This window comes from Crocosphaera watsonii WH 8501, assembly GCF_000167195.1.
Taxonomy (GTDB): domain Bacteria; phylum Cyanobacteriota; class Cyanobacteriia; order Cyanobacteriales; family Microcystaceae; genus Crocosphaera; species Crocosphaera watsonii.
Window position 1 is genome coordinate 1 of the sequence record NZ_AADV02000099.1, and the last position, 14,364, is coordinate 14,364.

Below are 14,364 nucleotides of genomic sequence, written 5' to 3' on the forward strand. Positions count from 1 at the left end.
TAACTTAGTAGAGGAAAATAAATTAGAAGCTAGTGAAATTCTGATAACTTATAAAAACCAGCAATCTACGGAAAGAGGATTTCGATTTTTGAAAGATCCCTTATTTTTTACTGATAGTTTCTTCGTTGAAAAACCAGAAAGAATAGAAACAATGTTATTTTTAATGTCTTTGTGTTTGTTGATTTATAACTTTGGGCAAAGAGAATTAAGAAATTGTTTAAAAAGAGTCAAAAAAGGAATAAATAATCAAGTAGGGAAAGTAACATTGCGTCCGACTTTGAGGTGGATATTTCAATGTTTTCAAGGTATTCATTATGTGATTTTAAGCGGAGTCAAACAAATTGTCAATTTAACAGAAGAAAGGCGTTTTATATTGAGTTTATTACCTGCATCTTGTCAAAGATATTATCTATAAATTGAATTGGATAAAGCAAAAATAATAAAAGAATAAGAGTCTAATGATATCAAATGAGAAGAGGAAACTCTCCTTCGTTTGTGCTGAGTCTTGCTAAGTTTTCAATGAGTATAAATCTTCTTAATTTGATTATTTTTCCTAAAAATTTAATGAAAAGAGAAATATTCTTGCCCAGGTATGATTTTCGGACTTTTTAAAACTATGTATTTTTTTATACTACATTTTGAAGTGCGGAATCTGGGTTATTAGTATTCCCGTGACTCGACATTACCGCTTAATTTGTCGGGATCATGGCAGCTTTCTCTCTCCAGAAGCGGTTATTTCCCACGAAGACTATAATGTATGTAAACCCGGCCGGTGAAATACCCCATTGATCTCCCGCCCAATCAAAGCTCTTATTTTTAGACCATAATGCAAATTTACTTAGATTATAGTGCTACAACCCCTCCCCGTTCAAAAGTGGTTAGCTACGTTAATCAAATTCTCAGGGAAGAATGGGGGAACCCCTCTAGTCTGCATCAGTGGGGACAAAGGGCTGCTATGACTATGGAAATTGCCAGGACACAAGTTGCTTCTCTTATCAATGCAAATGATCCCGAGTCTGTTATTTTTACATCTGGGGGGACAGAAGCGGATAATTTAGCCATTTTGGGAGTTGCTAGACAGTATGATACACCTCAACATCTGATTATCTCTAGGGTTGAACATCCAGCCATCAGTGAGCCAGTACGCTATTTAGAAGGGTTAGGATGGGAAGTTACTCGTTTGCCAGTGAATCGTCAAGGGATAATAAATCCCCTGGATTTAAAACCAGCTATTCAATCGAATACAGTGCTTATTTCCATTATTCATGGTCAAAGCGAAGTGGGAACGGTACAACCCATTGAGGAATTAGGAAATATTGCTCATGCTCATGGCATTCTCTTTCATACAGACGCAGTACAAAGCGCAGGAAGAGTTACTATTGATGTGCAACGACTCCCTATTGACTTATTATCCCTTTCTGCACACAAAATTTATGGAATTCAAGGGGCAGGAGCGTTATATGTGCGTAATGGTCTGAAAATTGAACCTTTACTCTTGGGTGGTGGCCAAGAAGGGAAAACAAGATCCGGAACCCAAGCTGTAGGGATGATCGCAGGATTTGGACTAGCGGCAGAATTAGCTGCCACAGAGATGATAGCAGAAAGTTCTCGCTTGATAGGATTACGCGATCGCCTCTTTGATTTGATGGCAAATTGTCCCTATTTGGTTCCTACGGGGGATAGATTATATCGTCTTCCTCATCATGTTAGTTTTGTAATTAATTATCCTTTTGAAACAGATAAAACGGAAAAAGTTACAGGTAAAATGATTGTCCGTCAAATGAATTTAGCCGGAATTGCTATTAGTGCTGGTTCTGCTTGTCACAGTGGAAAATTAAGTCCCAGTCCTATTTTATTGGCTATGGGTTACTCAGAAAAAGAAGCATTAAGGGGAATTCGTTTAACATTGGGAATAGAAACAACCTTAGAAGATATTGATTGGACTGCCATGGTATTAAAACAAGTTTTAAATCGTTTAATGCCAAAATTAGCTATTGTTAATTAGTTTCATCCTCAAATTTGTATCCCACTCCTACAACAGTTTTAATAAAAGTGGGATTGGCTGTCTTGGGTTCAATTTTTTTTCGTAATCTTCTCACATGAGTATCCACAACTCTTTCATCCCCAAAAAAGTCATTGCCCCATAACTTATCAATAAGTTGAGTACGACTCCAAACCCTTCCGGGATAACTCATAAAAGTGGATAATAAATTAAATTCTAGGGTAGTTAATTCTAGGATTTCTTCCGTATTATTATCGGCTTTTTTAATAGCAGAATGTTTATCTAAATCAACCATAAAATGAGAGGTTTCGTAAACATTATTTTGGGTTCCACCATGTCTTAAACTCCTTCTTAATAAGGCGCGAACCCTAGCCAGTAATTCGATAGGACTAAAGGGTTTAACTAAGTAATCATCGGCTCCAGTTGAGAGACCAATCACTCGATCTATTTCTTCTCCTTTCGCTGTTAACATTAAAATATAAGGATCTTTTGTCGTTGTTTTTTGACGAATACGAGTACACACTTCTAAGCCATCTAACTTAGGTAACATTAAGTCCAAAATAATCAGATCGGGTTCTTGATTTTGGAATAAATCTAAAGCAGTTAAACCATCATAAGCCACCAAACAATCAAAAGATTCTCTTTCTAAGGTGGTTTGAATGATTTTTGCGATTTCCATTTCGTCTTCAACAATTAAAATTTTCATCTAAAACAATTAAAATTTTCATCTAACTTTTCAGGTCAATTTAACAGAAAAAAGAGGCATTAGCTGATAATACCTCTAGAAATCATTCAAGGAAATTCTTAGCGTTTAAGCTTGTAGAGTACCGCTCCCAGAGGAGGAACCGTAATTTCTAGGGCATGAGACCAAGGTGCATCATGCCATTCACGGGTGTGAATAACGCTAGGATTACAAACACCACTACCCCAATAAACTTGGGAGTCAGAATTAATTAATTCCACATACTCTCCTGGATAATGTAACCCAACCCAATAATTTTCGTAGACATAAGGTTTAAAGTTACAAACAGCCACAATCATATCCCCCGAAGCAGGATCTTTACGGACAAAAGAAATTAAGCCCCTGGGTGCATCATTAGCCTCGATCCACTCGAACCCTTCATAACTAAAGTCCTCCATGTATAAAGCAGGTTCTCGGATATACATTTTATTGAGATCCTGTACCAAGCGTTTTAAACCTTTATGGGGTTCGTATTGCAACAAATACCAATCAAGATCAAGAAATTCTTGCCATTCGGAGGTTTGACCAAACTCCATGCCCATAAATAAAGTTTTCTTACCTGGATGAGCAAACATATAGGTTAACAAGGTACGAACATTGGCCATTTTTTGCCATTCATCCCCAGGCATTTTATTAACCAAATGTCCCTTAAGGTGAACAACTTCATCATGGGACAAGGCTAACATGAACTTCTCATCAAAAGCGTACCAGATACTAAAGGTCAGTTTATTGTGACAGTTGGAACGATGGTTAGGATGTTCTTTGAGGTATTTAAGAGTATCATTCATCCAGCCCATATTCCACTTAAATGTAAACCCTAGTCCCCCTTCGCTGGCAGGTCTTGAGACATTTCCCCAAGCAGTGGAGTCTTCAGCAATGGTTACCACCCCAGGATAATTATGGGCAATGGTATTATTCAAATGTTGTAAGAAACTAATAGCTTCTAAATGACCATTATCTCCGTACTGGTTAGGAATCCAGTCCCCTTCTCGACCTTTATCTAATTCAATCATATAGGCCACAGCATCCACCCGAATGCCATCAATATGATACTTATCGAACCAGAATAAGGCACTGGCAATGAGGAAGTTTCGCACTTCATTGCGTCCATAGTCAAAGACTAAAGTTCCCCAAGTTTTAATTTCTCCCTTGCGAGAATCTTCATATTCGTATAGGGGGCCACCATCAAAATAAGCTAAACCGTGTTCATCCTTGGGAAAATGGCCAGGAACCCAGTCCAAAAGTACCCCAATACCCTCTTGGTGACATTTATCCACAAAATACATAAAATCTTCAGGGGGACCATAACGAGAAGTAGGGGCATAAAAACCAACCACCTGATAGCCCCAAGATCCGTCAAAAGGATATTCGGTCACAGGAAGTAACTCGATATGAGTGTAGCCCATATCTTTGACGTAGGAGATAAGTTGGTCTGCTAGTTCTCGATAGTTGAGGTAACGGGCCCCTGGTTTTTGTTCTACAGCCAGACTGGTACCTTCTTTGGGAGGGTTATCAATACTGGTGTGTAACCAAGATCCTAAATGGACCTCATAGACAGACATGGGTTGCTTTTCAGGGTTGCTCCGTTCCCGTTTGTCTATCCATTCTTGATCCTTCCAAGTATAGGTGGAAAGATCCGCTACAACAGATGCCGTTGCTGGGCGAATTTCTTGCTGATATCCATAAGGATCGGTCTTATAGACACAATAATGATGATGATTTTTGACAGAATATTTGTAGAGATCCCCAACGTTCATGCCAGGAATAAATAATTCCCAGATTCCCACTTCGGTTCTCCTCATCTTATTCGCTTCGTGGTTCCAGTTATTGAAATTTCCCACTACAGCTACTTCGTGGGCATTCGGGGCCCAAGTTGCAAAATATACCCCTGAAACTCCATCGACCTCAACAAGGTGGGCCCCCATCTTCTCATAAATGCGGTGGTGATCCCCTTGGCCAAATAAATAATAGTCAAATTCTTCTAGAAAGGGGTTCTTAGCAGTTGCGTTGTCGTTCATCGGCTAGTTGCTTACAGTATTATTTTTATTTTATATTTAACCATTGTTCCCATACTTATTCATTTTTGCCAACAGAAAGGGAGTTTGGGGAGTGTACTTCGACTTCCCTCAGTAACGGGGGAGTGGTGGGAGAATTAGGGGGACTTTAACACCTAAAACAAGTATAAAAACTTTAAATCTTCTATTTTTAGTCTTATGCTCTAATTTTTAAGTTTATAGAACGGCTGACATGGTATGATGAGCGAGAATTCAAATTTTTATAGTCCATCGAATATTCATTTCTAAGACTTCTAACATCAATATGTTGAACATTTGCTTTGTCTCCACGGAAGTTGCCCCCTATTCTAAAACAGGTGGTTTAGGTGATGTAACTGAAGGTTTACCGGAAGAGTTGGCAAAAATGGGTCATACTGTTTGTACCGTTGCCCCACGTTTTGACCAATATAAAGACGCTTGGGATACGGGAATTCTTGAACAAGTCAAGTATGGGAAAGAAGCGACTAAGGTTCGCTACTTCCACTCTTATAAAAAGGGCGTAGATCGTATTTGGGTGGATCATCATGTTTACTTATCTAAGACACCGTTAGTCAACAAAAAGTTATATGGGCCCAAAGCTGCTGTTGATTACATCGATAACTCGGAACGCTTTTCTATGCTTGCTCAAGCTGCTCTGGCAGTACCGTTAGTGGTTCCCTTGGGACCGGATGGCATCAAGGGAAAGATGGGGGAAAATACGATTTTCGTCTGCAACGATTGGCATACGGCTCTCCTTCCTCTGTATTTGAAGGAATACTATCAATCCTCTGGTACTTTCTTGAAGGCGAAAACTGTCTTGTTACTGCATAATATTGCTTTCCAAGGACGTTTCCCCATGTCCAAATTTGAGGCACTAAACTTGCCCGAAAAGTATTTACCTGACTTATCTTTTAATACACAATTTGCTCCTCCGCCTTTGGACGAAAAAACCACTAAACCGATCACTGCCCCCGAACCCATGCAGATGCTTAACTGGCTCAAGGCCGGCTTTTTAAACTGTGATCAGGCGTTGACCGTTTCTCCTAACTTTGCTAAAGAAGTTACATCAGATCCAGCCGGTGGGGTTGAGTTGGATGCGATCGCTAAGTCTGTGGGTTTAGTGGGTATTACCAACGGAACTAAGGCTGAAAGTTGGAATCCGAAAAAAGATAAGTTCATACCCGCTAACTACGATGCCGAAACAATGGACAGTGGGAAAAAATTATGCAAGGCCGCTTTACAAGAAGAGTGCGGTTTAGAAGTAGACCCAGATATTCCTATTTTGGGTTTCATTGGTCGTTTGGAAAACCAAAAGGGGCCTGATGTGATCATGGCGGCTATGCCTGAGTTGGCAAAACTCAACTGCCAAGTGGTTATTCTCGGTACCGGTGCGCCAAAATTAGAGGAAAAATTAGAAGCTCTTGAGAATACCTACCCCTTTGCTAAAGGGGTGGCTAAGTTTGACCCTGAGTTAGCCCGTTTGATCACCGCCGGGGCTGACTATTGCTTGATGCCTTCCCGTTTTGAACCCTGCGGTTTGAACCAATTGTACGCCATGATGTATGGTACTATTCCTGTGGTCGCTCCTGTGGGTGGGTTGGTTGATACTGTACTGCCTCAGTTTGGCTTTTTAATGGGTAAAATTCCTCTACCAGATAAGCCTGGAGTAGCTGTTTCAGAGGCAATGCTAGAAGAAGGCGTGGAGGCTATGATTGTGGGTATTAAGAAGGCGTTGCAAGAATACGGTACCCCTAAGTTTGAACAGATGCGTCTCGCTTGCATGGCTAACGATGTATCTTGGCAGCACCCGGCAGCTAAATACGTTGATGTCTTTGAGGCGTTGATGAGTTCGGATATTGAAGCCTAAGTAATTATCTTTAATACTAAATCTTCTTGCCATACCCCACTTTTGTAGAGACGTTTCATGAAACGTCTCTACAGTGTTATTGGGTAATATAGTGGTTTAAAATCAACAACTAGATGGTAACTTCAGCAAAATGGTTACTGGTTAAATCTGTAGTTTCAACTTCTTTAATAATTGCTAACTGCTGATTATTAAACATCACAGAAGTATCGTCACCGAGATCGGTTAAGGTTAAAGAACCAAAGCTTAAATTACCCGTCAAACCAATTAAATCAACTCCTGATTCAAAATCAGCGATAGTGTCGGTTCCTTGATCGCTTTCTAAGACAAAGATATCACTGCCAGCCTTACCTATGCGAGTATCATTCTCAGCTAGTCCTAAAAGATAATCATCGTCTTCGGTACCCATAATCACGGTATTTCCGGTTAGGGGATCATAGGCAGTTCCTTGTAACCCGTTATCCCCTTCCATGGCTAAATAATTCACCACTTCCGTTGTATGGTTGGTTTCCCCATCAAGGGTGGTATCTTCTTGTACTTTGACTTGAATACCGTTAGTGGTTAAATTTTGCTGACGAAGGGTAGAGGGGTCGGGTCCTTCATAAGTGGCAATAGAAGCGAAGAAATGGGGTATATTGTTAAATTCATCCCCAAAATCAATGTTAGACCAACCATGGGTAACACTGTCATCAGTGCTACCAGCTTGGAAAACAACCCCATTACTATTGCCTGAACCAGAGGTAATGGCCATATAACCAATGTTTTCGTTAAGATGTCCTTCCCCATTTCTGGCTTTGATTTCCTCTTCTTCCATAACCACTTGAAACCCATTAGAGGTAGCATTCTGTTGACGAGTTCGCACGAAGTCGCTTTCGTTGTAGGTTTGCACTTGACTAAAGATAACAGGGGTATCACCAAAGTCGATGTCAAACTCAATGGTTTGCCAAGGGGTTAAGTTTCTGTCTGAACTGTTGGTTGTTGCATCTGTGTCCAAGCTTCCCACTTCCAGTAAGGTGCCATCAGACAGTTGATAGGTTCCCTTTTCCATGACCAAATAACTCAGGGTTTCTGGGATATGAAAACCATCCATGTTACTGGGTTCTTGCATGTAGATGTCAAAGCTATTGCTAGTAACATTGGTAATGCGAGGGCTTGCAGGTTGACTACCATTGAAGGAGACAGATGGGGCAAAAATAACAGGATCTTTGTAGGTGCGATCGAGGGTGATGGTTTGCAGATTATGATCAAGGGTAATGGTATCTGCTTCTCCCAAGGTTTGATCATCTCTTGTAACACGATTATAGTTATTGAGGTCTAATTTTTCTTCACTGACGTTTATATCAAAGGTGTCGGAGATTGAACCATCGTTATCGATTCCTGTTACGGTAATGCTATAGGTTCCTGTGGTGGTAATTTGTCCTGTAATTATTCCAGTGGTTGCATCCAGGGTTAAACCTTCCGGTAAGTTCTCTGCTTCATAAGTGATGGTATCTTCATTGAGATCGGCAAAATGACCACTAATATCGAGATTGAGGGGGTCATTGGGTTGAATGTCTTGATCAGGGATTTCCGATACCACATAAGGGGGATTTTCGAGGATAAGAGTAAATGAGCGATCTGTCAGGGTTTCGGGAATGTCCCCACTTAATTCGTTGCTAGACAAATTAAGCTCTTGCAAATTAGACAGATTTCCTAATTCTGAGGGGATATCTCCACTTAATTCGTTCCCAGATAAATCAAGCTGTTGCAAGTTGGACAGATTCCCTAATTCAGCAGGAATTTCCCCACTTAAATTGTTGCCTGATTCCAAGGCAACTGCATGGACTAAATTATTGACAGATTGCTGTAGGGCAGAATTATCACTACCTAAATCGAGACTCACCACGCGATCGCCTTCTACTGTCACCCCATACCAGTCACCTACATTTTCATTGCTCAAGGTGTTCCAACCAGTGTTATCGTACCAATTATTACCGTTGGTACTGTTGTAAAGTGCAACTAACACCTGAAAATCACTATCAATGATACTCCCATTAATGCCGTTAATGTCATACAGTTCAATATTACGGAATTGACTATTACTAACACTTTGACTATCATCATCATTGGCAAAGACTAGATAATTTTTGACCTCACCAACAGCATAGTAATCGCTTAAATTAATAGTAAAGCTTTGCCAATTTCCCACATCGGTGTATTGGAAGTCTTGAATACCATAATCTTGAGTACCATCAAGTTGAAAGAGAGTGGTATCAAGGAAAGTATCCTTATCTAACCCAATTCCTTGAACTTCACCTCGTTGATCACTCTTGAATTCAAAGGTTAAAACACTGTCTTCAGCAATGGTATAGGCTAAATCTAAGGCTTTCCAGTTATTGCCAGTAATATTAATTGTATCTGTATCAGGAAGAGTAACGTTTCCTGTAATATCTTGTTCTTCACCTCCATAAGACTTGACATTTTCTTCTTGATAGTTGTGGTAATTATTGTTGATTAATATGTTGAAACCACCAGTCTGGTCATCAGGGACTGTATCATCATCAAGAATCTCAATAGTAGTGGTATTCTGAGTCCCAACTACATAATTATTATTATCACCTTCTTCTCCACTGACAATTTCTAATTCAATGGTTTCAATGCCTTCAATGATTGAGTCATTATTCAGTTGTATGCTGACATATTCTTGGCTTTGCTCTTGATAAAATTCAACATAATTATTGAGATAATAATAATCTTCATAACTACCTTCTGTTGCTGTTCCTCCTACTACATTAACCTCAACCATTGAATTTAAACTTAAGTCTCCTGTACGGATAATTTCCGCTACTAAGACATAACCTTGTTGTTCATTAACTTGATATGATACTTGACCAAATTCTACGCCCGAATTTCTCACAAAATCTGCGATCGCCAAACACAGAAGCCTTACAGGAAGTGGGTTTGAACAGAGCGATCGCAGATTTCCCCAACCAACAGTCTGTTGTCAGATTTTAAGTTAAAATCAACCCGAATTAGACAAAGATGAAAAGATAAATCAATCACTCATTTTTCCAAAAAAATTATTAATAAAATCTCTAATAGTACTAGATTGTTAGAATAAAATATGCTATAACTTAATTATTAAAGCAATTTACCTTAAACTAATTTAATGAGTCCCAGTCATCCCCGAACCCCTCGTCAAGTAATCAACTTTAGTAAACAGAAAGGAAAAGAAATAATCGCTAATTTTGATGGGGGACTAATCACTTCAGATGCGGGGATTTTCTGGATAGCTGAGTTGGATAAAAAACTGGGAATTACCGAGAAGTTTGGTAACCCGGATTTCTCACAAATTAATTTGAAAGCCCAATCCAGAGATGAAAAATGATAATTTTTAGGACTAATAGAAATTTTGAATATAGATGAATAAAAAAATTGACTTTGATTATCCAAAAATTGAGTTTAAGAGGGAATAATTATATTAACTTTTGATTTTCTCCACGATAAATAAGACTAAATGAAAGTATCAGTCAGTCAACAACTTATGATAGATATCTTTTTTAAAAAACAACTTATTCTACTTATCCAGTATTAGGAATAGTTTTAATTCTTTTGTTAGCAATAGACAAAATATCTTGATAAGGACAAGCACTAGCTATAGCGATAATAATTCTTCTACAACTAATCTTTATTCTGGCTCCCAACTTAAGAAGATTTAGACGTATTCTTCCCACAGTTGCTTTAGCCAATGAAGTTTTTTTTAAACAGTGTTGACGAAAAGCATTTATGAGAACATAAGCCCAGGAATGTATCCATAATCTTAGTTGATTACTTTGAAATGTTTGAGTTGAAGTTCTATGAGCTAACAAGTCTAATTGTTGTTCTTTAATCCGATTTTCCATCTCGCCTCTCGGACAGTATTTTTTTGTATAAAGTTTTGAGGGTGGAATTTTTGAAGCGGGCAAAGATGTCACCACATGGCGCATTTTTAAGCCATCACTTCCATAACAAACTTTTGTCACTACTCTTCTTTGACAACTCCATGACTTTTCTGTTTTATAACGAATAGAGCGATACCAAGTAGAAATTGGTACTAATTTTTTAACTTCTTCTAAATCTTCTTTTTTCTGAAATAAGCTATCCATTAATTCAGTTATTGGAGCTAGTTTTTTTTCATATTCATGTTTGGCTTTTTCAATTACATCATCCGCTCGTAACTTAAGAACGCCATTTGTTCCCATAGCTATAACATAATCAACTAAAGGCTGATTTTCACAAAAATAGAAGATTTCTTCACGGGCATAGGCACTATCACCCCTAACTAGGATATGAGTCTCTGACCATTTTTCTCTAATTAGTCCGATAATTCTTTGTAATTCGTCTAAGGCTCCATCGGCTGGATCTACATTAGATGAACGAAGTTTAGCAACTAATAAATGATGCCCACAGAAAATATATAAAGGAGCATAACATACTCCGTGATAATAACTATTTAAAAATGCCCCTTCTTGATTACCATGTACTTGGTCATCCGTGACATCCATATCTAATATAATACTTAAGGGAGGTTTTTTATAAGACTCTAAAAAAAATTCGACAAAAGATTTTTCAATGGCTTCAAAGTTGGGTTCTATTTTATGATAACGACTCGTTTTTTGGTCGAGAATAGTCTCAGGACAATATTCCAATCTATTAATTGTACTTTTTCCAGCTAACCATCCCTTTTTATCTTCAAGTTCATTAAGCTTTTCTAAAGCGATCTTAAGGGCAGGATCGTGACGTAATTTATCATGGTCATTGACATCTTCATAGCCTAAAATAATTCCATAAAGCCTTTGTGCTAATAACTCATGAACGGAATGATCTACATAAGATTGATGACGATGATCTTGAAAACAGTTACCAAACTTCTCGGTAATTCCCAGTTTTTTATCCAACTCAGCTATCCAGACAATCCCCGCATCTGAAGTGATTAGTCCCCATCAAAATTAGCGATTATTTCTTTTCCTTTCTGTTTACTAAAGTTGATTACTTGACGAGGGGTTCGGGGATGACTGGGACTCATTAAATCAGTTTAAGGTAAATTGCTTTAATAATTAAATTATAGCATATTTTATTCTAACAATCTAGTACTATTAGAGATTTTATTAATAATTTTTTTTGGAAAAATGAGTGATTGATTTATCTTTTCATCTTTGTCTAATTCGGGTTGATTTTAACTTAAAATCTGACAACAGACTGTTGGTTGGGGAAATCTGCGATCGCTCTGTTCAAACCCACTTCCTGTAAGGCTTCTGTGTTTGGCGATCGCAGATTTTGTGAGAAATTCGGGATAAGGCTGATGCAAAGATAAAGCTTTAACAATTTGAGGTTTTTTCATGTTCATTTTCCTTATGCTACGGCAGTTATTTTTTCTGCTTTATCAATCAATTCATGCAGAATAATAGCATTTCTCGCAAAAAGTTGATTATCGGAAAAACACGCTTTTACTTCTTCTAAAGAAATTCCTTCTTCTAAGGATTTTTTTCACTATATATGTAAAATCGTCTGGGGATAAATTAGCGATCGCTTCTATCCCTATTTCCCTAAAAGCAAACTTAGCAAATTTATTAGTAGTGCCATAAAGCATTTTGCGTAACTTAGGTCTATTAGCGATCGCCTCAAACAACTCTTGATCGGAAAATTGACAAGCTTTTAAAGGGGTGACTTGACTCAAAGCTCTTTCTTTTTCAGGAGATAAAGTAGTTGTAGGATCCTCTCCAAAATCATCAAATGATCTATAACTTGATCGACTATCATTATCCGTCCTTGAATCTTGAGGTGTGCTAGAATCAATATAAGTCTGAGACCGCTCACGAAGATCGTTAGAAACAGTAGGATAGCTAGGAATGATCGTTTCTTCTCTGCTATCCTCTATCTTTTTTTCTTGGGGAATGACTAAGGATTTTTCTTGAGGAATAATTAGCGTGTCAGCATTTACAGCAACCTCGTCGATAACGATTCGTCCTAACACCGTAACCTCAACAATAAGTCCTTGAACCTCTTTTTTAGATTCATCTTTACTCAAGACCTGAATCTTATCAAGCTTACATTTAATAATTTTAGAAGCTTGAGAAAATGACAATTTACCCTAAGCCATCAGACAAAAAAGCTCTTTAGATTCTGCTTTTTGCAAAGGCTTATCAATATTTTTGGGCAATCTAGGATTGGAATCTCGATGACTTTTGACATTTACTAGCTTTTGCATTTCAGGTAACTGGCTATAATACCAATTAATAATTGACTTTTTCCCAAAAACTATGTTTTCTTTGAGAATTTCTTCTCTATAGAACAAACCTTGAGACTCTTCAAAAATGTGAGGAAGTAAATCGAGTCCATAAGCATATTTAACTGAGTCATAGATAGAGCCTTTACGCATTTCTTTTTGCTCTTCAAGAGAAGAGTTGAGAAATTTTTGTGCCTCGGAATAATACCAATTTGTTGCTTTATTTGCGGTGAGATTCCTTCGGCTTTCTTGTTGGTTTAGCCACATCCATTTTTTTACCTCATTAAGAGACTCAAAGCTTAGAGAGCATAAAGATAAAGATAAGTTGTTTGTGACATCTTCATCTAAAGTGGGCAGCACTCGGAAAACTCGTGTATGACCATCCACCAAATAGCCATTTTCATCCCAAACCTTGATAGATTCAGTAAAGCCCTCTCTTGTTATTTTGCTGCTAAGATTTTTGACGACTTGTGCATCATTGGGAGGAAGATAAGATTCTAGAGTGGGGTCGCAAAGAATCCTGATCTTACAACCCAGATTCCGCACTTCAAAAAGTAGCATTAAATACTACAAGCCTGGGGTTAATAATTAAGTATAATTACTTAAGCTCTTGAAGACAAAAAAGTGGGATAATTGCTTAAGTTGTTTCCTCTGTAAAAAAAGAGCGAAAAATGTCTTATTTAGAAGAAATACAAGTTAAAAATTTAGACCATTTAGGGATAGTAGCTGGTTTAATTGATGAAATAGGAATAGTCAAAATAATTAATAATAAATTAGGAATAGATGTTAGAGAAAAAATCTCAGCAGGTACAGTAGTTAAGTCTATTTTAATCAATGGACTAGGATTTGTTTCAAGACCTCTATATTTATTCAGTCAGTTTTTTCAAGATAAAGCCATTGAGAAATTGTTAGGAGAAAGAATTAAACCTGATTACCTTAATGATGATAAAATTGGGAGAGTAATGGATGAATTATATAAATATGGACTAAATGATATTTTTATTGAAGTAGTTTTAGAAGTAATTAAAAAATTTAAAATAGACCTTAAATTGTAATTGCTCACCGCAATAAAGAATCTGTCTTGACAACATAAAGGTAAAATCGGGGATTTTTATGTATAGTGGGGGTTATGACCACAAATGCTACCATTGATTCAAAGCTAGTTAGAGCTATCGCCGATGAACAGTTGGCGAACAATGTCTTCATGATTGAGTGGCTAGTCAAGGCACAACAACAGTTATCTCTTCAACAAAGACTGATTGACCAGCAACAACAACAAATCTCTACACAACAGCAAGAAATTGAAAAATTGAAAGAAGAGAGAGATAAGCTAAAAAACCGTAACTCAAAAAACAGTTCAGTCCCCCCATCATCAGACCAACTAAAAAAGCCTTCTGACAAAAAGAAACGCAAAAAAGGATTATATCGAGATTCCTGCAGTCCGCGGCGGGATCACACTAGTCAGGCGCTCCCGGGTTG

At 37.8% G+C, this 14,364-nt stretch carries 9 protein-coding genes and 5 pseudogenes; 7 read left to right on the forward strand and 7 right to left on the reverse strand.

Annotated elements, in window-relative coordinates:
- From CWATDRAFT_RS22900 to CWATDRAFT_RS22905, 3 genes and pseudogenes are all read left to right on the forward strand, one after another.
- Window positions 1-415, forward strand: a pseudogene (locus tag CWATDRAFT_RS22900) (IS1634 family transposase); the annotation flags it as partial.
- 238 nt (window positions 416-653) lie between these two features.
- Window positions 654-776 (forward strand): annotated as a pseudogene (locus tag CWATDRAFT_RS42165) (ParE family toxin-like protein); the annotation flags it as partial.
- A 50-nt stretch (window positions 777-826) separates the two neighbouring features.
- Window positions 827-2,005: a cysteine desulfurase family protein gene (locus CWATDRAFT_RS22905; RefSeq protein WP_007307242.1), complete on the forward strand. Its 1,179-nt coding sequence runs from the start codon at window positions 827-829 to the stop codon at window positions 2,003-2,005.
- On the opposite strand, the gene CWATDRAFT_RS22910 is transcribed toward CWATDRAFT_RS22905, so the two are convergent.
- Window positions 1,998-2,708, reverse strand: coding sequence for a response regulator transcription factor (locus tag CWATDRAFT_RS22910; RefSeq protein ID WP_007307250.1), 711 nt, complete (start codon window positions 2,706-2,708; stop codon window positions 1,998-2,000). The genes CWATDRAFT_RS22905 and CWATDRAFT_RS22910 overlap by 8 nt on opposite strands.
- 98 nt (window positions 2,709-2,806) lie before the next feature.
- Complete coding sequence (glgB, locus tag CWATDRAFT_RS22915; RefSeq protein WP_007307249.1) at window positions 2,807-4,762, reverse strand: 1,4-alpha-glucan branching protein GlgB; 1,956 nt, start codon at window positions 4,760-4,762, stop codon at window positions 2,807-2,809.
- A 301-nt stretch (window positions 4,763-5,063) separates the two neighbouring features.
- Here glgB and CWATDRAFT_RS22920 point away from each other — a divergent pair, with 301 nt between their 5' ends.
- Window positions 5,064-6,644 carry a glycogen/starch synthase gene (locus tag CWATDRAFT_RS22920; protein WP_007307243.1) on the forward strand — a complete coding sequence of 527 codons (1,581 nt, stop codon included), beginning with the start codon at window positions 5,064-5,066 and terminating at the stop codon, window positions 6,642-6,644.
- Between the two features lie 109 nt (window positions 6,645-6,753).
- Here CWATDRAFT_RS22920 and CWATDRAFT_RS31970 read toward each other — a convergent pair whose 3' ends face one another.
- Window positions 6,754-9,537, reverse strand: a complete 2,784-nt coding sequence (locus CWATDRAFT_RS31970) for a putative Ig domain-containing protein (RefSeq protein ID WP_007307248.1) — start codon at window positions 9,535-9,537, stop codon at window positions 6,754-6,756.
- Between the two features lie 252 nt (window positions 9,538-9,789).
- Here CWATDRAFT_RS31970 and CWATDRAFT_RS22930 point away from each other — a divergent pair.
- Window positions 9,790-9,957 (forward strand): annotated as a pseudogene (locus tag CWATDRAFT_RS22930) (IS1380 family transposase); the annotation flags it as partial.
- 244 nt (window positions 9,958-10,201) lie between these two features.
- Here the strand turns inward: CWATDRAFT_RS22930 and CWATDRAFT_RS22935 are convergent.
- From CWATDRAFT_RS22935 to CWATDRAFT_RS22945, 4 genes and pseudogenes are all read right to left on the reverse strand, one after another.
- A pseudogene (locus tag CWATDRAFT_RS22935) lies at window positions 10,202-11,685 on the reverse strand (IS1380-like element ISCwa5 family transposase).
- 150 nt (window positions 11,686-11,835) lie between these two features.
- Window positions 11,836-12,000, reverse strand: coding sequence for a hypothetical protein (locus CWATDRAFT_RS37590; RefSeq protein ID WP_198139019.1), 165 nt, complete (start codon window positions 11,998-12,000; stop codon window positions 11,836-11,838).
- An 87-nt stretch (window positions 12,001-12,087) separates the two neighbouring features.
- Window positions 12,088-12,744: a hypothetical protein gene (locus CWATDRAFT_RS22940; protein ID WP_007307246.1), complete on the reverse strand. Its 657-nt coding sequence runs from the start codon at window positions 12,742-12,744 to the stop codon at window positions 12,088-12,090.
- A 6-nt stretch (window positions 12,745-12,750) separates the two neighbouring features.
- The gene (locus CWATDRAFT_RS22945; RefSeq protein ID WP_007307245.1) at window positions 12,751-13,446 is read right to left on the reverse strand and encodes a hypothetical protein; all 696 of its coding nucleotides are present in this window, start codon (window positions 13,444-13,446) and stop codon (window positions 12,751-12,753) included.
- Between the two features lie 110 nt (window positions 13,447-13,556).
- Between CWATDRAFT_RS22945 and CWATDRAFT_RS22950 the strand changes: the two are divergent.
- Both CWATDRAFT_RS22950 and CWATDRAFT_RS22955 read left to right on the forward strand, forming a co-directional pair.
- Window positions 13,557-13,934, forward strand: a pseudogene (locus CWATDRAFT_RS22950) (DUF4277 domain-containing protein); the annotation flags it as partial.
- 71 nt (window positions 13,935-14,005) lie between these two features.
- The coding region (locus tag CWATDRAFT_RS22955) for a DUF6444 domain-containing protein (RefSeq protein WP_042712205.1) at window positions 14,006-14,364 on the forward strand (359 nt) is incomplete at its 3' end.

Excerpts from the sequence above, each read along its gene's own strand:
- glgB (WP_007307249.1), bottom strand. The coding sequence starts at position 4,762 with ATGAACGACAACGCAACTGCTAAGAACCCCTTTCTAGAAGAATTTGAC.
- CWATDRAFT_RS22920 (WP_007307243.1), top strand. The coding sequence starts at position 5,064 with ATGTTGAACATTTGCTTTGTCTCCACGGAAGTTGCCCCCTATTCTAAA.
- CWATDRAFT_RS22910 (WP_007307250.1), bottom strand. The coding sequence starts at position 2,708 with ATGAAAATTTTAATTGTTGAAGACGAAATGGAAATCGCAAAAATCATT.
- CWATDRAFT_RS22945 (WP_007307245.1), bottom strand. The coding sequence starts at position 13,446 with ATGCTACTTTTTGAAGTGCGGAATCTGGGTTGTAAGATCAGGATTCTT.
- CWATDRAFT_RS22905 (WP_007307242.1), top strand. The coding sequence starts at position 827 with ATGCAAATTTACTTAGATTATAGTGCTACAACCCCTCCCCGTTCAAAA.
- CWATDRAFT_RS37590 (WP_198139019.1), bottom strand. The coding sequence starts at position 12,000 with ATGAAAAAACCTCAAATTGTTAAAGCTTTATCTTTGCATCAGCCTTAT.